Origin of the sequence: Klenkia sp. PcliD-1-E, from assembly GCF_024124375.1 — a bacterium.
Lineage (GTDB): Bacteria > Actinomycetota > Actinomycetes > Mycobacteriales > Geodermatophilaceae > Klenkia.
Genome location: NZ_JAMXRZ010000002.1, coordinates 1 through 19,409, shown reverse-complemented (window position 1 = coordinate 19,409; position 19,409 = coordinate 1). Strand labels below are relative to the sequence as shown.

At 70.5% G+C, this 19,409-nt stretch carries 24 protein-coding genes and 1 pseudogene; 3 read left to right on the top strand and 22 right to left on the bottom strand.

All coding sequences use genetic code 11. From position 1 onward, the window contains the following. Nucleotides 1-9: 9 nt before the first annotated feature. The 18 genes and pseudogenes from NH342_RS00860 to NH342_RS00775 all read right to left on the bottom strand — a co-directional run. Nucleotides 10-303 (bottom strand): annotated as a pseudogene (locus NH342_RS00860) (integrase core domain-containing protein); the annotation flags it as partial. 4 nt (nucleotides 304-307) lie between these two features. After that, nucleotides 308-1,510 (bottom strand): IS30 family transposase, encoded by a 1,203-nt coding sequence (locus NH342_RS00855; protein ID WP_253010471.1) that lies wholly within the window; start codon nucleotides 1,508-1,510, stop codon nucleotides 308-310. Between the two features lie 169 nt (nucleotides 1,511-1,679). Continuing rightward, on the bottom strand, nucleotides 1,680-2,411 hold the full coding sequence (locus NH342_RS00850; RefSeq protein WP_253010295.1) for a DDE-type integrase/transposase/recombinase: 732 nt from the start codon (nucleotides 2,409-2,411) through the stop codon (nucleotides 1,680-1,682). Further along, nucleotides 2,408-2,701: a transposase gene (locus NH342_RS00845; RefSeq protein WP_253010293.1), complete on the bottom strand. Its 294-nt coding sequence runs from the start codon at nucleotides 2,699-2,701 to the stop codon at nucleotides 2,408-2,410. The genes NH342_RS00850 and NH342_RS00845 overlap by 4 nt, the downstream gene beginning before the upstream one ends. Before the next feature lie 551 nt (nucleotides 2,702-3,252). Continuing rightward, nucleotides 3,253-3,873 (bottom strand): alkaline shock response membrane anchor protein AmaP, encoded by a 621-nt coding sequence (gene amaP, locus NH342_RS00840; protein ID WP_253010291.1) that lies wholly within the window; start codon nucleotides 3,871-3,873, stop codon nucleotides 3,253-3,255. Beyond that, the gene (locus NH342_RS00835; protein WP_253010289.1) at nucleotides 3,873-4,400 is read right to left on the bottom strand and encodes a DUF6286 domain-containing protein; all 528 of its coding nucleotides are present in this window, start codon (nucleotides 4,398-4,400) and stop codon (nucleotides 3,873-3,875) included. The genes amaP and NH342_RS00835 overlap by 1 nt, the downstream gene beginning before the upstream one ends. Beyond that, complete coding sequence (locus tag NH342_RS00830; protein WP_253010287.1) at nucleotides 4,400-4,804, bottom strand: Asp23/Gls24 family envelope stress response protein; 405 nt, start codon at nucleotides 4,802-4,804, stop codon at nucleotides 4,400-4,402. The genes NH342_RS00835 and NH342_RS00830 overlap by 1 nt, the downstream gene beginning before the upstream one ends. Continuing rightward, a complete protein-coding gene (locus NH342_RS00825) occupies nucleotides 4,801-4,986 on the bottom strand; it encodes a hypothetical protein (RefSeq protein WP_253010285.1) in 186 nt (61 codons plus the stop codon). The genes NH342_RS00830 and NH342_RS00825 overlap by 4 nt, the downstream gene beginning before the upstream one ends. A gap of 52 nt (nucleotides 4,987-5,038) precedes the next feature. Next, nucleotides 5,039-5,278 carry a hypothetical protein gene (locus NH342_RS00820; protein ID WP_253010283.1) on the bottom strand — a complete coding sequence of 80 codons (240 nt, stop codon included), beginning with the start codon at nucleotides 5,276-5,278 and terminating at the stop codon, nucleotides 5,039-5,041. After that, on the bottom strand, nucleotides 5,275-5,655 hold the full coding sequence (locus tag NH342_RS00815) for an Asp23/Gls24 family envelope stress response protein (RefSeq protein ID WP_253010281.1): 381 nt from the start codon (nucleotides 5,653-5,655) through the stop codon (nucleotides 5,275-5,277). The genes NH342_RS00820 and NH342_RS00815 overlap by 4 nt, the downstream gene beginning before the upstream one ends. Continuing rightward, nucleotides 5,652-6,104: an Asp23/Gls24 family envelope stress response protein gene (locus NH342_RS00810; protein WP_253010279.1), complete on the bottom strand. Its 453-nt coding sequence runs from the start codon at nucleotides 6,102-6,104 to the stop codon at nucleotides 5,652-5,654. Before NH342_RS00810 ends, NH342_RS00815 begins: the two co-directional genes overlap by 4 nt. A 145-nt stretch (nucleotides 6,105-6,249) precedes the next feature. Next, a complete protein-coding gene (locus tag NH342_RS00805) occupies nucleotides 6,250-7,176 on the bottom strand; it encodes a TetR/AcrR family transcriptional regulator (RefSeq protein WP_253010277.1) in 927 nt (308 codons plus the stop codon). Nucleotides 7,177-7,462: 286 nt separating this feature from the next. Then, the gene (locus NH342_RS00800) at nucleotides 7,463-8,143 is read right to left on the bottom strand and encodes a hypothetical protein (protein ID WP_253010275.1); all 681 of its coding nucleotides are present in this window, start codon (nucleotides 8,141-8,143) and stop codon (nucleotides 7,463-7,465) included. A gap of 58 nt (nucleotides 8,144-8,201) precedes the next feature. Next, nucleotides 8,202-8,633, bottom strand: coding sequence for a DUF2382 domain-containing protein (locus tag NH342_RS00795; protein WP_253010273.1), 432 nt, complete (start codon nucleotides 8,631-8,633; stop codon nucleotides 8,202-8,204). 75 nt (nucleotides 8,634-8,708) lie between these two features. Further along, nucleotides 8,709-9,443: a hypothetical protein gene (locus NH342_RS00790; protein ID WP_253010271.1), complete on the bottom strand. Its 735-nt coding sequence runs from the start codon at nucleotides 9,441-9,443 to the stop codon at nucleotides 8,709-8,711. Between the two features lie 178 nt (nucleotides 9,444-9,621). Next, a complete protein-coding gene (locus NH342_RS00785) occupies nucleotides 9,622-10,458 on the bottom strand; it encodes a DUF2382 domain-containing protein (RefSeq protein WP_253010269.1) in 837 nt (278 codons plus the stop codon). Nucleotides 10,459-10,698: 240 nt separating this feature from the next. Next, nucleotides 10,699-11,400 carry a TetR/AcrR family transcriptional regulator gene (locus tag NH342_RS00780; RefSeq protein ID WP_253010267.1) on the bottom strand — a complete coding sequence of 234 codons (702 nt, stop codon included), beginning with the start codon at nucleotides 11,398-11,400 and terminating at the stop codon, nucleotides 10,699-10,701. Between the two features lie 246 nt (nucleotides 11,401-11,646). Then, the gene (locus NH342_RS00775) at nucleotides 11,647-11,943 is read right to left on the bottom strand and encodes a helix-turn-helix domain-containing protein (protein WP_253010265.1); all 297 of its coding nucleotides are present in this window, start codon (nucleotides 11,941-11,943) and stop codon (nucleotides 11,647-11,649) included. 283 nt (nucleotides 11,944-12,226) lie between these two features. Here NH342_RS00775 and NH342_RS00770 point away from each other — a divergent pair, with 283 nt between their 5' ends. From NH342_RS00770 to NH342_RS00760, 3 genes are all read left to right on the top strand, one after another. Then, on the top strand, nucleotides 12,227-12,544 hold the full coding sequence (locus NH342_RS00770; protein WP_253010263.1) for a PAS domain-containing protein: 318 nt from the start codon (nucleotides 12,227-12,229) through the stop codon (nucleotides 12,542-12,544). 111 nt (nucleotides 12,545-12,655) lie between these two features. Further along, a complete protein-coding gene (locus NH342_RS00765) occupies nucleotides 12,656-14,350 on the top strand; it encodes a SpoIIE family protein phosphatase (protein WP_253010261.1) in 1,695 nt (564 codons plus the stop codon). Between the two features lie 662 nt (nucleotides 14,351-15,012). Then, nucleotides 15,013-16,881 (top strand): EAL domain-containing protein, encoded by a 1,869-nt coding sequence (locus tag NH342_RS00760; protein ID WP_253010259.1) that lies wholly within the window; start codon nucleotides 15,013-15,015, stop codon nucleotides 16,879-16,881. Here NH342_RS00760 and NH342_RS00755 read toward each other — a convergent pair. The 4 genes from NH342_RS00755 to NH342_RS00740 all read right to left on the bottom strand — a co-directional run. Beyond that, on the bottom strand, nucleotides 16,816-17,589 hold the full coding sequence (locus tag NH342_RS00755) for a TetR/AcrR family transcriptional regulator (protein ID WP_253010257.1): 774 nt from the start codon (nucleotides 17,587-17,589) through the stop codon (nucleotides 16,816-16,818). The genes NH342_RS00760 and NH342_RS00755 overlap by 66 nt on opposite strands. 108 nt (nucleotides 17,590-17,697) lie before the next feature. Further along, nucleotides 17,698-18,408, bottom strand: coding sequence for a GAF domain-containing protein (locus tag NH342_RS00750; RefSeq protein ID WP_253010255.1), 711 nt, complete (start codon nucleotides 18,406-18,408; stop codon nucleotides 17,698-17,700). Between the two features lie 150 nt (nucleotides 18,409-18,558). Further along, nucleotides 18,559-18,747 (bottom strand): ANTAR domain-containing protein, encoded by a 189-nt coding sequence (locus NH342_RS00745; RefSeq protein WP_253010253.1) that lies wholly within the window; start codon nucleotides 18,745-18,747, stop codon nucleotides 18,559-18,561. Beyond that, nucleotides 18,741-19,409, bottom strand: a 669-nt coding sequence (locus NH342_RS00740; RefSeq protein WP_253010251.1) for a PAS domain-containing protein, incomplete at its 5' end; no start/stop codon positions are given. The genes NH342_RS00740 and NH342_RS00745, both read right to left, overlap by 7 nt.

The following is a 19,409-nucleotide window of genomic DNA, read 5'->3' as shown; positions in this document are numbered from 1 at the left end:
CAGTTCGGGTCAGGCGGCCTGGGCGGCTGGTGCGGGTTCGATCATCTCGCACTCGATGGGTGTGAGGCGGCCGAGGGCGGCTTGCCGCAGTCGGCGGTGGTAGGTCCGTTCAATCCAGGTGACGATCGCGATCCGCAGCTGCTGGCGGGTGGCCCAGCGCTGCCGGTCCAGGACGTTCTTCTGCAGCAGCGCGAAGAAGGACTCCATCGCTGCGTTGTCCCCAGCAGCACCGACGCGGCCCATGGAGCCGACCAGGCCATGAGCGCCGAGGGCGTGAACGTAGCGCCGAGATCGGAATTGGGCGGGTTCAACCGGTCGATGCAACACCGGGCTGTTGGAGGGACCGTAGCTGCTCGGAGAAGACCTCGGCGGGGGTCTTCCAGCCCAGTGTCTTGCGGGGCCTGTCGTTGATCGCAAGCGCGACGGCCTCGAGGTCCTCAGCGGTCCACCGGGACAGGTCGGTGCCCTTGGGGAAGTACTGACGCAGCAGCCCGTTGGTGTTCTCGTTGCTGGGTCGCTGCCAGGGTGAGTGGGGGTCGGCGAAGAACACCTTGGTGCCGGTGTCAAGGGTCAACTGGGCGTGCCCGGAGAGCTCCTTGCCCCGATCCCAGGTCAGGGTCTGGCGCAGCTGCACGGGCAACCGCGCCATCGAGGAGGCCAGGGCCGCGTTCATCGCCAACGCCCCGTAGCCGGCCAGGGAGGGCCCGTTCTTCACTACCGGCTGCTCACCCCAGCCCTTCAGGCGCGGGAGATGCACCAGCAGCGTGGTGCGGCTGGAGCGCTCCACGAGCGTGCCAATCGCCGAGCGTCCGGTGCCGATGATCAAGTCGCCCTCCCAGTGGCCCGGGACGGCCCGATCGGCGGCCTCGGCAGGTCGCTGGCTCAACACCACCTCATCGGTGACGTGCCCGTGGGGCTTGTTGCGCGTGCGGGCCCGTGGCTCGCGAAGAGCTCGACCGGTGCGCAAGCACGCGACGAGTTCGCGCTTGAGGGCGCCGCGGCCTTCGATGAACAGCGCCTGGTAGATCGCCTCGTGGCTGATCCGCATGGACTCATCGTCGGGGAAGTCCAGCCGCAGCCGGTTGCTGATCTGCTGCGGACTCCAAGCCGTCGCCCAGCGCCGGTCGGCGCGGTGGGGCTTCATCGTGCGCCCCTTGAACTCAGCCGTCACCGGCCCGGTGACGGCGGTGCCATCGGCGCGCCGCACCGTGCCATCCAGCCGCTCCTGCACGAAATGGCGCAGCCGCACGTTGGTCACGAGCTTGGCGACCTTGGGGCGCTTGGCAGCCTGCTGCGCCTTCCACTGCGCCACCGTGGCCCGGTACTCCGGTCGGCCGCCCCGGGTGGCGGCGTTACGGCGCAGCTCGCGGGAGATCGTCGAGGGGTCCCGCTGGACGGCGCGAGCGATCGTGCGCACCCCGGCGCCGGTAGCCCGCAGGATCGCGATCTCCTCCCGTTCAGCGAACGACAGGTACCGGCCCGTGGGCTCGGCCAGCGAGATCGGGGCCATGCCGCCAGCGTGGCGAAACCACCTGCAACCGACCGGCCAGGACACGCCCACCTCCAGCGACGCATCCACCGAGGTGACCCCGGTGGCGATGACCCGCCAGAACTGACGCTGCACCGCCCGCGAGGGCTCCGGCCGACCCGGCGAGCGCATCGCCGGGCGGAGCGCCCGATCAGCCCGCCACTGCCGACGCACACCCTCGGGCACCTCGCTGGTCTTCCTGCTCCAGTCGGCTGTCGCCACGACACACACCTCCACGATCGAGGTGTTGCGACGACCGGTGGAATCCGCCTTGCGACCCCCTGTCGGAGTGGACGATGCAGCCGGCGACGTCGTTCCCGCCGGTGGCCCGTCGCGCGACGGCGGACTCCAGCGCTGCGAGGGCCAGCCGGGACTGCATCCGGGCGTCCATCGCGTAGCCGACGATCCGGTTGGAGTGCACGTCCTTGATCGCGCAGAGGTAGAGCTTGCCCTCGGCGGTGGGGTGCTCGGTGATGTCGGTCAGCCACAACCGGTTCGGTGCCGGCGCGGTGAACACGCGCTGGACCCGGTCGTCATGCACCGGCGGCCCGGGCCGGCCGGCCTTGCCGCGGCGGGGCTTGCCGAAGGCAGACCACCAGCTCATCGCCGAGCACAGCGCCCACGCGGTGCGCTCAGCCATCGGCTCCCCGGCGCCGGCGGCCTCGACGGCGAGGTAGCGGTAGCCGAACTCTGGGTCGTCGAGGTGGGCGTCGTGCAGGGCGTTGGCCCGGTAGGCCGCCTCGAGCTCGGCGGCGGTGACCGGGTCTGCCAGCCACCGGTAGTAGGGCTGGCGGGCGATCTTCAAGACCCGGCACGTCACCGCGACCGGCACCCGCACACGGGCACCGGCAGCGGCCAGCTCACGGACGAGCGGGTAGATCATTTTCCCGGCAGATTTGCCTGCGACAAGTAGGCCGCCGCCCGGCGCAACACCTCGTTCTCCTGCTCCAGCAACCGGATCCGCCGGCGGGCATCACGCAACTCGGTGTTCTCCGCCGCCGTGGCGCCCGGCTTGACGCCGTCTTCAACGTCAGCGACCTTCAGCCAGTTCGTCAGACACGACTCGCTGATCCCGAAGTCCGCCGCGATCTGCTTCAGATGAGTCCCGGGCTCACGGCTGCGAGCAACGTTCACCACGTCGTCCCGGAACTCCTCGGGGTAGGGCTTGGGCACGATCAACATCCTTCCAGCGGCGCCTCTCGGCACCACAGATCAGATGTCACCTACTCGTGCAGCAGTCCCATGATCCAGAATAGCCAGGTCAGGACCACCGTGTGAATAGGCCACGTGGTGTTGGTGGGGTGCGCGGTGAACTGGTTGCGTAGCGGGCGGTCTTCGGTCAGGTCTCGTTCGAGATCAGCGAGGACTTCATCGTCATCGCGGTATTGATCACCCAACATCGCTGGTGTCCCGGGATGAGTGCGGGCGCCCGCGGCGGAGGGCCGCGGCAAGGAGCAGTGGGCTCAGGGCCATCACCAGGGCGATCGCGAATGGCCAGGTGCGGCTGAGCGCGGTGCCAGGTCCCGACCACAAGGCTGCTGCGGTGACGGCCAGGGTGCTAGTGCCCAGGAGCCACAGTAGTGCGGTGGTGGCGCGGCCGGGCGGCTGGGTGCGGGCTAGGCGTCGGGAGGTCATCGCTGCCGCGATGCCAGCGGCGAGGAACAGGGCGCCGCCTGCGGCCCAGGTGAACGAGGTGTGGTGCACGGAGGTCCGTCCCGGTCGGGTCAGCGGATGTCGCGGGCCACCGTGCGCGGCACGGTGAATTCCAGACGGGTGGGCAAGGTGTCCACAGCCAGTGCGCTGCGGGCGTGCTCGATCGCCTCGCCGATGACCTGCGCTTGCACCTGCGCCACGTCGACTCGACCGTCGAGGGCGACGGTGAGGGTCATGGTGGGGGCGGTGGGGGTGCCGGCCAGGTGGGCGTGTGCCCGGGCGACGCCGCGGATGGACTCGACGTCGGTCTCCACGGCGTCGGTGAGGGCCGAGGCGGCGATGGTGGTGCGGCCGGCGTCGGTGCGCTCTCCGACGCGCAAGGTGGACACCCGGTTGGACCGGGCCTGGGCCAGCAGCCACCACAGGCAGATCGCGGCGATGAGCACGCCGGCGCCGGCGATGGGCCACCAGATCCAGCTGTGGCTGTCCAGCCAGCCGTCGGCGACCTCGTTGAGCACAGGTTCCTCTTGCGCCGGCGGGTTGAGCAGTCCAGTGCCCAGGGCGAGGGTGGCCAGCCCGGTGGCGAGCAGGAGCAGCCCGCCCAGGCCGAGCAGGGCCCGGTTGGTGCGCACCGCAGCGGGTGAGCGGGTCTCCGGCGCCAAGGTGGCCGGGCCGGCCTGGACGGTGGTCATCAGGCACCTTCCTGCATGCGGACGGTCACGGTCGGGGTGCGGCGCAGCCGCAGGTCGGCCAGGGCGCGGGCGGCGGCGGACTCCACCTGGGCGGGCAAATCCCCGGCCCGGGCCAGGGGCGTGTGGGCGGTGAGGGTGATCTTGTTGCCGCGCGCTTTGGCTCGCACGTGATCGATGCCGGGCAGGTCGCTGGTGGCGTACTCGACGACGCGGGCGATAGAGGCACGGGGCAGGGCTGCGGTCACGTCGGGGTGCCCGGACTCCAGCACCAGCAGGCCGGGCCGGCGCGGTTTGAGCTCGGCGACCAGCAGCACCAGCCCCAACAGGGCCAGCACGGCGCCGATGATCAGCACAGCGGGGGAGGACCAGGCGTTGCTGCGGACGAAAGCGGCCACCGGTTCGTATGGAATCAGTAGGTGGCCGCTGCCGCCGAGGGCGCGGTGGGCGATCTCCACAGTCAAAGCGATCCCGGCGGCGAACCCGACGATGGCCAGGACGACGGCCAGGACGCGGTCCAGGGTGCGCATCAGGCGACCCTGCGCTGCTCGCGTCGGGCGGCCGGCAGCGCCGACACCTCGATGTCGACCTGGGCGGTGCCGATGCCGACCAGGGTGGTAAGCCGGTCGATGACGGCGGCGCGGACAGCGCGGGTGACCTCGGTGACCGGCGCCGGCCAGGTCACGGCGAGGTCGATGAACACCGTCGCCACGTCGCCGTGCACCTTGGCCGTGACCTGGGGCGTTCCCGGGTCCTCGCTGACGGTCAGGCCCAGGACCCGGCGGGGGGATCCGGTGGCGTGCGGGACGCCGGCGGCGGCGTGGGCGGCGATCTTTTCGATCACCCGGTCGGCGATCTCGAGCGCGCCCCGGCCCTCGGCGGCGGACTGCGCCCGCTGGTCGGCCGGCTGGTCGGTGGGGTGGGCGGTGGTCATCGTCGCGTGCGGTCGGCGCCGGGCAGGTAGGAGGTGACGTCGAGCTGGCCGTCGAGGACGCTGCCGACCGCGAAGCCGATGGCGCCCAGGACAGCCACGAGGACGAAGGCCCCGAAGCCGCCGAAGGCGCCGGCCAGGCCCAGGACGAGGCCCACGATCAGGCCGAGGGTGCTGGTTCGCATGGTGGTCTCCGATGTGAGGTGGACCGCAGGTCCGGGGGTGTGGGCGGGCTGCTCAGCGCAGCGGGGTGGAGCGCGGAGGGCGCGGTCGTAGCGCCCGGCGCAGACGGCGCAGCCTGCTGGTCAGGGACCGGCCAGGCACGACGGTGATGCGCTGGCCAGTGGTCGGGCGTGGGCCGCGGCCGCGGGCAGCCAGACCCGCGGCGAAGGTGTCCGGGTCGCCACCGACATCGGGGTGGGCGGCGCGGACGAAGGACCGGAACTCGGCGGCACTGGGACCGGCCTGCGTGCTCATGACGGGGTGGCGATGTCGTCGATCGCCACCGTGGCGGTGGCAGCGGGTACCTGAGCGGCGATGACGGCGTGCACCTGCTCGGCGACGGTGGCCATGGTCGGCCCGTAGGCCGCGACGACGTGCACCTCGACCTGCACTGCGCCCCCGGCATCCGGGGTGCGCACGGCGATCCCGGTGACCCGGCGTCCGGGCAGGTAGGTCGCGACTGCGCCGAACGGGCCCGGCGAGAGGTCGGTGACCGCCGGACACGCACGCACCGCCTCGGAGAGGGCATCGACATCCACGCCCTCGACCACCGCGGCGGGTGCGGCGGGCACCGCCGGCAGGGCTCGCGCGGTGGGCCCGGGTGCGGTGGGCGTGCGGTCCGGGGTGGTCACTGGACGCGGGAGGGCTGCTGCTCGTCCTCGGCGGACGCGTCGTCGGTGGGCAGGTGGATGTCATCCACGCTGATGTTGACCTCGACGACCTCCAGGCCGGTCATCCGCTGCAGGCTGGTGATGACGTTGCGTCGGATGCCGGCGGCCAGGTCGGCGATGGCGACCCCGTACTCGACGACGACGTCGATGTCGACGGCTGCCTGGGTCTCCCCAACCTCGACCGACACGCCCTGGCTGACGTTGGGGCCGCCGGAGCCGGGGATGCGCTCCCGAATTGCCCCGAAGGCTCGCGCCGTCCCGCCGCCGAGGCGGTAGACCCCGTTGACCTCACGAGCAGCCATCCCGGCGATCTTGGAGACCACGGTGTCGGCGATGGTGGTTTTGCCCTGCGAGCTGACCAGCTCGGTGGACGGCTTGGCCGGGGTGGTGTCGGTGGTGGGGCTGCTCACGGTGGGGCTCCTGATGCGTTGGTCGACACGCCACGGGCGTGCCGACTCGTCTAGGGACCCCAGCCGTTTACCGCCTACGTTTGGTCTGTAAACACGACTTCATTGTCGGCGTCGTCCGCTCTGCGGGCGCAGACCCCGCGGCCCGTCACAGATGGGACGAGTGGGTGGTCAGCATGTCTCCCAACCTGGCGATGAGGTTCTCCAGCGATTCCTCGAACTCGCTGATGGTCTCGTCCAGGGAGAGCAGATCCTGCAGGTCGACCAGGACGGGATAGTCGCCGCCCAGCTCGGCGACGTCGGTGCCCGGGGCCCCATCAGGGTCGTCGATTGCGTTGATGGCCACGCCGCGCTGGGCGACCTCCAGCAGCAGGTGACCGAGCAGGAAGCTGGTGTAGGCCCGGTAGGCGATGACGGCCTGCTCTCGGGTGAAGCCATGGGTGAGCAGCGCTGTGAGGAAGGATTCCACCCACTTCAGGCTGCGCAGCGGGGGGCGCACCCACGGGGCTTTCGAGGGGCGGGTGGCCACCAGGGGGAACAGCGCAGGGTGGGCCAGGGCAATGCGGCGGACGCCGTGGGCCAGGCGTTGCAGGTAGTCCTGCCAGCCGTGCTGGGGGGTGAAGTGCACGTCGTCGTCGCTGTACAGCTCATCGACCACGGCAGCTACGACCGCGTCGAGCAGGTCGTCGCGGCTGGGGACGTAGCGGTATAAGGCCATGGCCTCCACGCCGAGGCGTTGACCCAGTCGGCGCATGGTCAAGGCGGGCAGCCCGTGGGTGTCGACGTAGTCGATCGCGGCGGTGATGATCCGGTCCCGGGTCAGGGGCTCGCGAGTGCGCAGGGATTGCACCCCCGGTGGCTGCTCGGCCGGTCGGCGGCCGCGGTTCTCGGGCAGGTCGGGGTCATCAGGGTGATCAGGCGGGGTGATTCCCCCGCTGACGGTCGCCCCGACATCCCGCGCGCCGATGGCCGAAATCAGGTCGACATCCTCACGTCGTGGGCTGGGGCTCGCCACATCGTCGACTTCTTGGTCGTGCCCGGCAGCGTGCGGCTCGGTGGAGTGTGCATCGGGCATTCCCGGGCTTCCCTTCGTCCTGTTGCTCGCCGTGGCGTGCGGGGTCGTGCCGACACGCACCAGTACCGTTGTGGCACGAGTGCAGGATGGCGGAACGACGGGGCGGCACCACCAAAATAGGACGGAGTTGTGCCCTAAAGGGGCACCGCTCCGTCCTGTGATCCGATACACGGCCTGCGACAGGCCCTCCCTGGGCCGTGCTGGTTCCGCGGGCCCGTTGTCTCCTTTGGCTTTTATTCCCGGTCTGCAGCTCGTGAGAAGAGCGGAGGGCGGCTCAGAGGGGAGGTCAGGCAGTCAGGGACACGGCGTTCTTGGCGACCTCGACGTGCTGAGCCTGGGTGGTGAGCTGGGCGGCGCCCTCGGCCTCATCGACCCCGACAGTGGTGGCGAATGTGCTGTCGTGGCCGACCAGGGTGCCGGCGAAGTCCACCGTGTCACCCTGGGCGACCTGATAGGTCGACTCGCTGTCGCCGGTCAGCTGCACCCACACACGGGCGGTGTCTGAGGTGCCGACCCAGAACCCTTCGTCGGCAGGAACCGAGAGCACCTGCACCGCGCTGCCGGTGACCGGCTGCCCGCTGAGCGCCGCCAGGGAGGCTGCGGGATTGGCAGCGGCGGCCGCGTCTAGCAGCGACTGGGCACCCGCAGTGACAGTTCCTGGGGTACCGGTGGCCGGGGCGGGGGTGACGGCGGAGGTCGCGCCGCCGCCGGCGCCGGCGGAGCCGGTGGCGCTGGGTGTGTTCTGGCTGCTCGTGCCCGCCGCGGAGGAGGTGCCCTGGGTGGCGGCTGAGCCGGAGTTCTGGTCGCCTCCGCAGCGGCTGAGCAGCAGCGCAAGCAGGACGGCGACTACGAGGGCGGCGATGATGAGCCCGACGAGCTTGCCGCGGCTGCGTCGGGGGGCTGCGCCACCCACCGGGGTGGATCCCCGGCGGTGGGCGGGGGTGCGGTCAGGGGTGGGGTCGGGCATATCGGCTTCCTTGTTCAACGGGTCGCTGCCGCGGGCCGTGAGGCCGGGCGGCTGGGGGTTAGGCGTGGTGTGGTGCGCCCGGGATGTCGGTGGTCTCGACGCGGACGTCGTCGTGGGTGAGCTGGGTCTGCACGGCGGCGGTGGCGTTCACCCAGGAGGTGGCCAGTCGGACCCGTTCGACCGGGACAGGGCGGGCGGTGATGACCGGTTCGTCGGCGGTGAGCACGAGCCAGTCGCTGACCGCACCGTCGAGCTGCTGCCCGGCCAGGACGCGAGCGGCGGTCGCCGGGTCGATGTCGTCGTATTCGACGCGCACCTGCTGGCGGGTCAGGGTGACCGGCACCATGACCTGTTCGCTGACGGTCTCGACGTGCAGTACGGCTCGGCGGACCGGCACCACTTCGGTGGTGACGGTCAACTGCTGCTGGGTGCGGGTCGCCTCCGCCGGCTGCGGTTCCGGCGGGTGCGGGGGGTTGGGGAGCTGGGGCATGTCTACTCCGGTCTGCGATGCGGTGGCGCCGGACGGGGCGACCGGAGGTGTCCGATGCGCCCCGTCCGGTGGTGCTCATTGGCGGTACTGCTGGGCCTCGTCGCGGATGGCGTCGGCCGGGGAGGCGGAGTGCCGCGCCTCGCGGCGGGCGTTGGGGGCCTCGGCCTCGACCTTGGCGAGGGTGGACTCCCACCGCTGACGCATGGGGGCGATGCCACCGCCGCCGATCGCGACCACGGCGATGCCGACGACGGCGGCCAGGGTGGCGTAGAGGACGGCGTTGACGACGTTCTGGGCGATCTCCAGCTGGTTCAGCGCGGCGATCACGCCCAGGGCCAGGATCACGGTCGAGGCGACGTTGGCCAGGATGCGGCCGTAGGACAGCCCGCCCAGGGTGTTCTGGACCAGCAGCTTGACGCCGGCGGCGATGGCGGAGGCGATGACGAGGATGAGGATCGCCACGAAGACCTTGGGCAGGTAGCCGATGATCGCGGCGAGGTAGTCACTGATCGGGTTCTGCCCGAAGACGCCGAACGCGGTGGACAGCACGAAGAGCATCACGGCGTAGAAGACGATCCGGGCCAGGATGTCCGAGGCGTCGTACTGGGAGCGGGCCAGGGCCTTCTTGATGCCGCCGCGCTCGACGGCGTGGTCGAACCCGACCTTCTCGAGGACCTTGCTGATGACCTTCTGCAGGGCCTTGGCGATGAAGTAGCCGATGACCAGGATCAGCAGGAAACCGACCAGCTTGGGCAGGAACTGGACGACCGTGTCCAGCAGGGTGGTGAATGAGTCCTTCAGGGATGACACAGATCTCTCCTGGTGTGGGGGGCGAGCGTGGGCAGCTGAAGGCACCCCACCCGAGGACGTGCTGTGCCGCGGGTGGGGTGGGCCAGCTAGACAGGTCAGTGCGCGCCGTGGTGCGGCCGCGTCGACGGGGTGGGGTGTGGGGCGGTGGGCTCAGGTGGTGCAGCCGCGACCGCGTACCTCAGCGGTTGCCGTCGGTGGGGTGGACGTCGCCCTCGACCTGCTCGATCTCCTCGTGCGCGACCTGCTCGCTGACCTGCGCCTGGTCGGTGACGGTCTCGGTGGACAGTCGCACGCGCTCGACGGGGACGGTCTCCTTGGTCACCACGGGGCGCTCGGCGTGCAGGGTGACCTGGTGCTCCTCCTCCGACAGCGCGGGGCCGTCGAGGGCCTCGCCGCGGTTGGCGTCGGTGATGGGCTCGCGCTCGATGCGGACCTCCTCGTGGGAGACCGGGACCGTGCGGGTGACGTTCTCCGTGACCACGTGCTTGCGCAGCCGGGCCCGACCGGTCTCCACGGCCTCGGTGCCGACCTGCAGCCGCTCCTCGGAGCGGGTCATGGCGTCGTCGGTGGTGGGGCCGGAGGTGTCGTGCCCGACCGTGCCGGGTGCATCGCGCCGGTCCTCGCGCTGATCGGCGTGGCCCTCGGTGAGGCCGGCGGTCCCGGTGGTGGTGGTCTGCTCGGTGCCGCGGTTGTCCGCGGTGCCCTCGGCGATGCCGTAGTAGCGGTAGAGCTCGGTCTCTTCGGCGGGAGACAGGTGGCCCTCGGCCTCGATCGTTGGGGCGTCCTTGACCGTGGCCTTGTCGTAGGGGAAGCGGAGCTCCTCCCCGGACAGCTGGGCCTGGGCCAGCGGGATGAAGGTCTCCTTGGTGCCGAACAGTCCGGTCTTCACGGTGGCCCACTCGGGGCGGCCGGACTGGTCGTCGAGGTAGACCTCGGAGACGGTGCCGATCTGGTCTCCGTCGTTGTCGATGGCGGTGGCGCCGATGACGGTGGTGATGTCCTGCTCGGTGATCATGTGGGTACTCCCGGGGTTGGGCAGCACTGAGAAGCGACCCACGGGGTCGCGGCAACGGCTGCTGGCAGGGCGGCTAGCGCCAGGGAAGGCCGGAAGCTGTTTGCTCAACCACGCCGGCTGGGCCATTCGTTGCCCGACGCTGTACGGGGTAAACACACCAGAGGCCAAATGTTTACGAGGTACACGCAGCCTGCTGGTTAGACGCCTACCGGCCTGGACAGCCAAGCCCGCGCATGCGTCTCATCCCTCGCCTGCTGGGCTGGCCATCCGCGGCATCGTTGACTCGGCCACGCATCGCGCAACGGCCTCCACGCACTGGCTCAGCCGCGCCGGTGTCCACGGCGGTCCGGTGCTGATGAGGCGTGCCCACCACAGCGCCTGAATCAGGTGGGTGGTCAGCCGCGGGTCGGTGTGCGTGCCGGGGTGGCGGGCGTCATGGGCGGTGGTGATGGCCTGGGTAGCCGCCGCCAACGGGGCCGCGACGGCTGAGTGCAGGGCGTCGGCGAGTGCTGGCAGGTGGCGTGAGGGGCCGATCAAGCTTCCGGCGAATTTGTCCTGGACGGTCAGTTCGCGGGTGAAGGATTGCAGCAGGGTGCGCACGTCACCGGTCAGGGAGCCGGTGCTGGGGGTGCGGGGAACGAGTTGGCAGGTGGCGAGGGCGTCGATCATCAGCTCGACGGTGTCGGGCCACCGCCGGTAGATGCCGGCCTTGCCCGCTCCGGTGCGCTTGGCCAACCGTTCGTAGGAGAACGGTTTGAAGCCTGAGTCGACGACGAGGGCGACCGCGTCGTCTCGGAGGCGTTGGGTGAGTGCTTGGTCCTGGGGTCGGCCAGTGCGGGGGCTGACGGTGGGTGGCCTGGAGGTTGCGCTCTCGGTGGAGCTACGCGAGCTGCCCGCTGTCGTCCCCGTCGATATGCGCCGGCCCGTCACCTCGTCGCTCACGAACTCCAATGCCTCTCTGCGCTGTGCTCACTCCGTGACGGCCACCCGGGGGGTGCGGCGCTCACCCGAGCGCCAGCGAACCCCGCCAAGTGAGCCGTGCCACACCGGGAAGCACCCTGCCAAATCGCGCACAACAGGCGCAAACATCCTTTCGGTAACGGTCGAAGTCCGCCGGCGACGGGGCACCTGATGACGTCGCCCGCGGGCCGACCGTGCGCCCGTCGGCCTCGTCCAGGCCCGTGGCCGCTATCGGACGGGAGTGTTGAACTCGGCCAGCAGTCGCCGGAGAGTGCGAACCCGGCGTGCACCGAGGCCGGACTCCAGATCGATGAGGATGTCGTAGGCGGCAGAGCGCAGCTGCAGGCCTTGCTGGCTGTAGCAGACGAGGCGGCCGCCCCGGCGATTCGGGTTGTCGACCAGGTCCAGTAGCCCCAGCCGGCACAGCCCCTCGACCAGCTGGCCGGTTGCCTGCCGACTGTGACCCAGCCGTCTCGCAAGTTCGGCAGGGGGAGTCCCGGCGTCGTCGAGGAAAGCGAACAGCAACGTCTGCGCCGGGCCAGGCGTGGCCAGCCCGCGCGCTCGAGGTCTTCGCGCGACCTGGCGTCGAACTATCGACTGGCAAGCAGGAGCAGGCGGGCCAGCGGTGGGTCAGGGTGCGAAGACTCCACCGGCATCGCCCCAGGCTAGCCACGCGCTTCCACCGCGTCAGGAATCCTGACATGATTTGTGTGACAAAGCATTGTGCGCGATGCAGCGGCCTGGCAAGTATATCGGCGCCTGTAAAAGGCACGGGCATCGACGCCTCGTGCGAGACAGGACTGTGGTTGTGGACGAGCCTGCCGACCGGCTTGCCCTCGGGGCCGAGGAAGCTGACCGCCTGCGCGCGGAGCTGGCCATGGACGCAGCGGGCATCGGCACCTTCAACTGGGACCTCGTCACCGGCCGGCTGGACTGGGACGACCGGCTCATCGAACTGTTCGGGTACAACCCCGCGACGTTCTCGCGGACCATTGAGGGCTTCAACGCTCGCCTGCACCCTGATGACCTGCCGCGGGTGACCCAGGCACTGCAGTCGGCGATCGACACCTGCGGTGACTTCCAGGCGGTCTACCGTGTATGCCTGCCGGACGGGGCGACCCGCTAGGTCTCGGCGCGGGGCCGCACCCTGTGCGATCCCGGTGGCACCGCGACCCGCCTGCTGGGGGCGGCGTCTGACATCACCCGGGAGCACGAGGCCGACCTGAGCGTCGCGCGGGTGCTGGAGGCCATGCCGGCGGCGTTCTTCTCCCTCAACCGGGCATGGCAGTTCACCTACGTCAACGCCCACGCCCAGCGGATGCTGCAGCCGGTCAGCGGGGACCTGATCGGCCAGGTCATCTGGGAGGCGTTCCCCGACGCCGTCGGCACCCCGTTCGAGGAGCACTACCGCCAGGCCATGATCTCGCGGCAGACCCGCACGTTCGAGGCCTACTACCCACCGCCGCTGGACGCGCACTACGAGGTGCTGGCCTGGCCCAGCCCCGACGGTCTGGCCGTGTACTTCCTGGACATCACCGCTCGCCGGCAGGAGACCCAGCGCGCCACCGAGGCGGCCCAGCGGGCCGCGCAGGCCGCCGCCCGACTGGAACTGCTGGCCGCGGTCACCGATCAGCTGGGCGGCACGATGCTGGCCGAGCAGGCCGTTGCCCGGCTGGCCCGCCTGGTGGTGCCGGCCCTGGCGGACTGGTGCGTGGTCACACTTGTCGACGACGATCTGGCCGGCGGTCGGCGCACCCTCCGCGACGTCGGCTGGTGGCACGCGCGCGAGGACCTACGCCCCGTGGTGGAGGCCTACGGTTCCGCTCGCATCCCTGCACTGCGCGACCAGGCGTTCCTGCTGCGCGCACTGGCCTCGGGGGAGCGCATCACCCTGGACCGCGATGCGACCAGCCGCATCCGCGACGTCCTCACGCCCGGGCCCGCGACCGAGCTGCTGGAGCAGCTGGCACCTGAGTCCTTCGTCGTCCTTCCCCTGCGCGCGCGGGACCGCACGGTCGGGCTGCTGACGCTGTTCAACGACGCGGCCCGTGGCCCGATGTCGGCTGCGGACCTGGTCACCGCAGGTGAGGTCGCCGCGCGAGCAGGCATGGCGCTGGACAACGCCCGGCTCTACCGGCAGCAGCGGCTGCTCGCCGAGGAGCTGCAGCGCAGCCTGCTCACCGCCCCGCCCGAGCCCGACCACGCCGAGGTCGTCGTCCGCTATCTGCCCGCCGTGGAGGCCGCCGCGGTCGGCGGTGACTGGTACGACGCCTTCTTTCAGGCTGATGGGGCCACCGTCCTGGTCATCGGCGATGTTGCTGGGCACCACATCGCCGCGGCCGCCGCCATGGGGCAGCTGCGCGCGCTGCTGCGCGGCATCGCCACCAGCCACGGCACGGGGCCGGCTGATGTGCTCACCCGGCTGGACAACTCCATGGCCCTGCTGGACGTGGGCGTCCTGGCCACCGCGACCATTGCCCGCCTCGAGCAGACCATGGACGAGCGCCTGCGGGGCGTCACCCGCCTGCGGTGGGCCAATGCCGGGCACCTGCCTCCGCTGGTGCTCGCCCCCGACGGCACCGTGACTGAGCTGGCCAATCGGCGCGCCGAATTGCCGCTTGGCGTCAACCCCGCCACCCCCCGCACGGACTCCGTCGCCGTCCTCGACCGCGGCACCACCGTGCTGCTCTACACCGACGGCCTCATCGAACGCCGCGACAGCGACTTAGACGCAGGTATCACCCGGCTGAAGGACGCCCTTGCCGAACTGGCCGACCTCCCGCTGCAGGATTTATGCGACCAGCTGCTCCACCGGCTCGTCGATGGCCGCCCCGACGACGACGTCGCACTAGTCACCGTCCGGCTGCACCGCCAAGACCAGCAGCATCCGGGCCGACACGGCTCCCCGGGCCCATCCCCGATCAGCCGTTAATCCCTCCCGACCCCCCAAGTGTTAGCTGATCAGTCCAGAAGGCAACCCGAACTAGGTGCGTTCTAGGTGACCCGTCAAACTGCACAGGAAGACCGCCCACCCCCCTCCCCCGCGTAATGATCCAGATACGGAGTCGCGGACGGAGCGCACCACCCGGTCGTCGCCGACCCACAGCCGGCTGAACGACCCGTCTAGCCGGTTCCAGAACCCACGCCCCGCGACGAGCCTCGACCCCCGGTGGGATAGGGCTTTAGCTGGCCCGGCAGTTGTGCGAACACGTCGTCATCCGCCGCGACCAACAACGGCGCCAGCGTGGGTTGACCACGAGCCTCGACCGACCGCCAATGCTAGCTCGGCTGTGCACCAACTGGTGGAAGCGGTCCAGGGTGGGCGGCTCGGGCGGGACTCGTCACAGCGGCGCAGTACGACGATCCGCCGCCAGCTTGCATCTTGGTGAGTAGAGCGGTGGGTCATCTGCGGTAGGCCAGACTGGATGCGGTGTGACGCTCGACTTAGAGGGCCGACCAGGTCAGCAGCCTGAATCGCCGGAGGTTTTGTATTCGCCGCCAGGACGGGGGGTGGGCGCAGGCAGCTCCGGCCTCGGTGGGGTGAGTGCATCAGTCTCAGTTCAAGCGAAGCCGCGCATATGTCGTTGAGAGACCGTGATAACCCTGCTCCGGTCGTGGCTGCCCGAGGGGCGTCTGCTCACCGATGAGGTGTTCGCCCGTCGGCATGCCTGGATCGTGCAGCTGTGCCTGCTGCAGGGGGTGACGCTGGGGTTGATCATCGCCACCCTGGGCCAGGGGTGGGGCAACGCGGCGCTGGGGACGGCGATCGTCGTCTTCCCGGCACTGGTGGCCCGATCGCCACGGTTGGGGCGGGGGCTGCGCACGGCGGCGTCGGCGGCGAGCCTGACGTTGTCGGCGGTAGTGCTGGTGCACACTTTCCCCGGGGTCATCGAGACCCATTTCCACTTCTTCGTCATGGTCGCGGTCGCCGCGCTCTACCAGGACTGGACGGCCTTCCTGGTCGCCCTGGTGATCACGGTGGTGCACCACGCGGTCCTGGGTACGGTCGACGCCGGCACCGTCTTCGGCGCCGGCCACGCCGGCATGGACCACGACACGAGCAGCCCACTGTTCTGGGCGCTGGTGCACGGGGCGTTCGTGTTGGCCGCCAGCTGCGCTCACCTGGCCAGCTGGCGGCTGAACGAGCAGCAGTCCTTGCACGACCCGCTGACCGGGGTGGCCAACCGGCTGCTGCTGACGGAGTCGGTGCACCGGCTGCTGGTGCGGGGTGGGGAGGTGTCGGTGCTGTTCATCGACCTGGATGACTTCAAGGACGTCAACGACAGCCGCGGGCACGCCGCCGGTGATCAGCTGCTGCGCACCGTCGCCGACCGGCTGACCGCCAACGTCCGCGCCGGGGACGTCGTGGCGCGCCTGGGTGGCGATGAGTTCGCCATCGCCCACGCCGGTGGTGCCGACACCGCGCGGGCGGTCGGGGAGCGAATCCTCGCCGCACTGGCGGTGCCGGTGTCGGTGGAGGGCCGGCCGCTGGTGGTGCACGCCAGCATCGGTGTCGCCGACGTCGCCGCGGCCGGTGACCGCAAGGTGGAAACGCTGCTGCGCAACGCGGACCTGGCCATGTACCAGGCCAAGGCCACCGGCAAGGGACGGATGGCCGTCTACGCCGATGGCATGGCCATGGCCGCCCGCTGCCGCGCCGAACTGGCCGAGGACCTGACCACCGCCCTCGCCGCCGGTGACCAGTTGGCGGTGCACTACCAGGACATCGTCTGCCTGCCCGAGGGGCAAGTGGTCGGTCAGGAGGCGCTGCTGCGCTGGCAGCACCCCACCCGCGGGCCGATCTCCCCCGTCGAATTCATCCCCCTGGCCGAGGAGAATGGCAGCATCGTGCCCATCGGCACCTGGGTCCTGCGCCAAGCCGTGCACCACGCCGCCGCACTGAGCCGCGCCGCCGGTCGACCACTAACGATGTCGGTGAACGTCTCGAGCCGCCAGCTGCACGAGAATGATTTCGTCGACCAGGTGGTCGACGCCCTGCAGGCGGCCGGGCTGCCGGCCGGCCAGCTGCTGCTGGAGGTCACCGAAAGCGTGCTGGTCGACGACGTGACCGCCGTGGTCGACCGCCTGGCCCGGCTGCGCTCGGTCGGGGTCAAGATCGCCATCGACGACTTCGGCACCGGCTACTCCAGCTTGTCCTACCTGCGCCAGCTCCCCGCCGACCGCATCAAGATCGACAGATCCTTCGTCGCCGACCTGAGCAGCGGTGGGGCGGCGGCCACCCTGGTGTCGACCATCATCGAACTGGCCCGCAGTCTCGGTCTGGACGTCGTCGCCGAAGGCGTGGAGACCGTCGACCAGCGCGACCAGCTGTCCGCGTTGCACTGCAGCCACGGCCAGGGCTGGCTGTTCGGGCGCCCAGCCGCACCTGGTGCACCGTCACAAATGGCGAGTGCGGTGGACAGGATCGCCGCCCCGGGCCTGTCGGTGAGCTCGACGAGCTGAGCCACGATCTGGGTCCCGTCCGGGCCGGTGCTCTGTCCGCGATCTGATTGTCCCGCGCCCGCCTGTGCGGTGTGCGGAGGTCAGGGGTGCTCCAAGCACGGGGAGGAGGGCCGTGTCGACCAGGTGGTCGAGCTCGGGCCCGGTCAAGGGGAGCAGGGTGCGGGCGCAGCGGTCCCACCACAAGGCCTGCAGCAGAACGCCCAGCAGACGTCCCCGGTCCGGTGCAATGTCGTGTCCTCGGCGGCGGGCCTGGCGGGCAGTCAGGGTGCCGGCGATGGCTTGCAGGGGGTCGATGACAGCAGCGGTGAGGGCGTGATGGATGGCCGGGTGATGGTGAGCCGCGCCGAGCAGGACCCCCGCGGCACGCTCGTCCCGGGTCACCGGGGAGCACCACGGCTCGAGTGCGGCCACCAGGTCACTGCGCGGCGCACCCGTGTCGGGTGCAGCCGGGACCAGGTCTCGTCCCGCCAGTCCCTCGGCGACCAGGTCGGCCATGGTGGGCCAGCGACGATAGATGGAGCCTTTGCCCGCACCTGTGCGTGCCGCGAGCGCTTCGGGGTGGACGTGCTCGAACCCCTCCTCGACCAGCAGGTCCAGCGCGCTTTCGAGCAGGCGCGTGGTCAGCTGCTCATCCCTGGGCCGGCCCAGCGCTGGCCGGCCGCCGGCCCCGCGCTGACCGAATCGAATGTGGTGGACCGAATCGGACACAACCGGCATCGTATTGAGGTGCGCCCGTGCTCGATAGGGGTTCGCAGCCGCAGTGGTACGAGGTGTTGTCGGTGTCGCGACGTCCGCAATCCAGACAGCGCCGCGCGGTCAGCTGGGGGTGATTTCGCCGCTGAGGATGCGGTCGGCCGTTGTCTCCAGATCCAGGTCGTGGGTGAAGGCGAGCGCACGCATGGTGGCCAGCGCTGTGCTCCCGGTCGAGTTCTGGACCCCTGCGAGGTATCCGACGGCCGTCCAGACCTGGTGTCGGGCGTCGATCGGCGCGCTGCGCAAGGCCGACGGCAAGCCCAGCCCCGCCGGCGCGTCCTCACGGAACTGACCAGCGAGAACATCGCCGACCACATCGGCGATGTCCCGCACGACGTCCAGCAGGCCCGGCGCCAGCTCACCGGGTCGGCGGCGATACAGATCCAGAACGACGGCCCCGGCCAGCGGCCCACTAACCGGTAGGCACACCACCCCTTGATAGGGGGTGCGCTGTTCCAGTTGATGGGCGAACATCGGCCACCGGCGGTGCAGCTGTTCGGCGGTGGTCGCTGCGATGACGGTGCGGGTCCGCTGCGCTGTCAGGCAGGGTCCTTCGCCCACGGCAAACTGCAACCGTTCGGCAGAAGCCGCCGTCTCGTCGCTGGCGCCGAGTGGCAAGCGACGATCCGGGAGCAAGGTCATGCTGATCCCCGCCCCATCGAAGGGCAGCACCGCCGTGCACGCCCTCGCCAGCTGGTCCGGGACCAACAGGTCCGTGCCGCCTGCGGTGGCGAGCTCGTTGTGGAAGGCAGCCACCAGATCCACTGCGGTCACCAGCCACCGTCGGGCAGCAGGACGTCCATCACGGTGCAGTCACTCCTACATCTCGACGGCGCCCGCCTGAGGACTCGACGGATCGGCAGCCAGCCATCAGTGATCATGCTGCCCGGCGTGGTTGCAATGCCAACCCGGAGCCGCAGACCCCTACCGTTCCACATCCTGGATCATGGTCTGGGCGAGCTGGGTGACCGGGATGTTGGAACGGTTGCTGTGCTCGCGGAGCCGGTCCCACGCAGCACTGGAGTCGATGGTGTGGCGCTCCATCAGCATCCCCATGGCCAGGGCGATGATCCGGTTGGTCAACAGGGCCTGCTCCAGCTGCTCGATCAACACGAGGGCCGACGCCAGATCGTTAACCCGCTCCCGGCCACCGGGAAGCAGGTGATGGGCCACATCGCGTTCGGCAACCACCGCTCGACTGTATCGGCCAACAGCACAGGCAGAGTCGCTGCCAGCCCGCAACCTGGAGTTTGGCTTCCGCCGGCCACGGGGGTCGCCGGCGGAAGTAGCCCAAATCTTATGGTGCGCTCCTGCTCCCGGGCCAGCCGCTGCTGGGCCTCGACCCGCGCGGTGACGTCGTTCTGCACGCCGATGTACTGCACCACCCGGCCCGCGGCGTCGGTGACCGGCGCCAGGTGCAGCTCGTTCCACCACGGCGTGCGGTCAGGTCCCCGGTGGTTGAGCAGGGTCTCCCGGCACTCCCGCCCGGCGTCCAGCCCCTCCCGGATGCGGGCGACGGCGGCCAGGTCGGTGTCGGCGGTCTGCAGGAACCGGCAGTTGCGGCCCAGCACCTCCTCCCGCGGGTAGCCCGACAGCTCCTCGAAGGCCCGGTTGACGTACACCATCGGCTGGTCGGGCAGCTGCATGTCCACGATGACCACCCCGCTGGTGGTCGCGGCCAGGGCCCGGTGCAGCAGGCCCTCGCCGGCGGCCGGGGCCAGCGCGGGCAGCTCGGGCAACCGGGGTGCGGTGGCGGCGGCGGGCGCGGCCCGCTC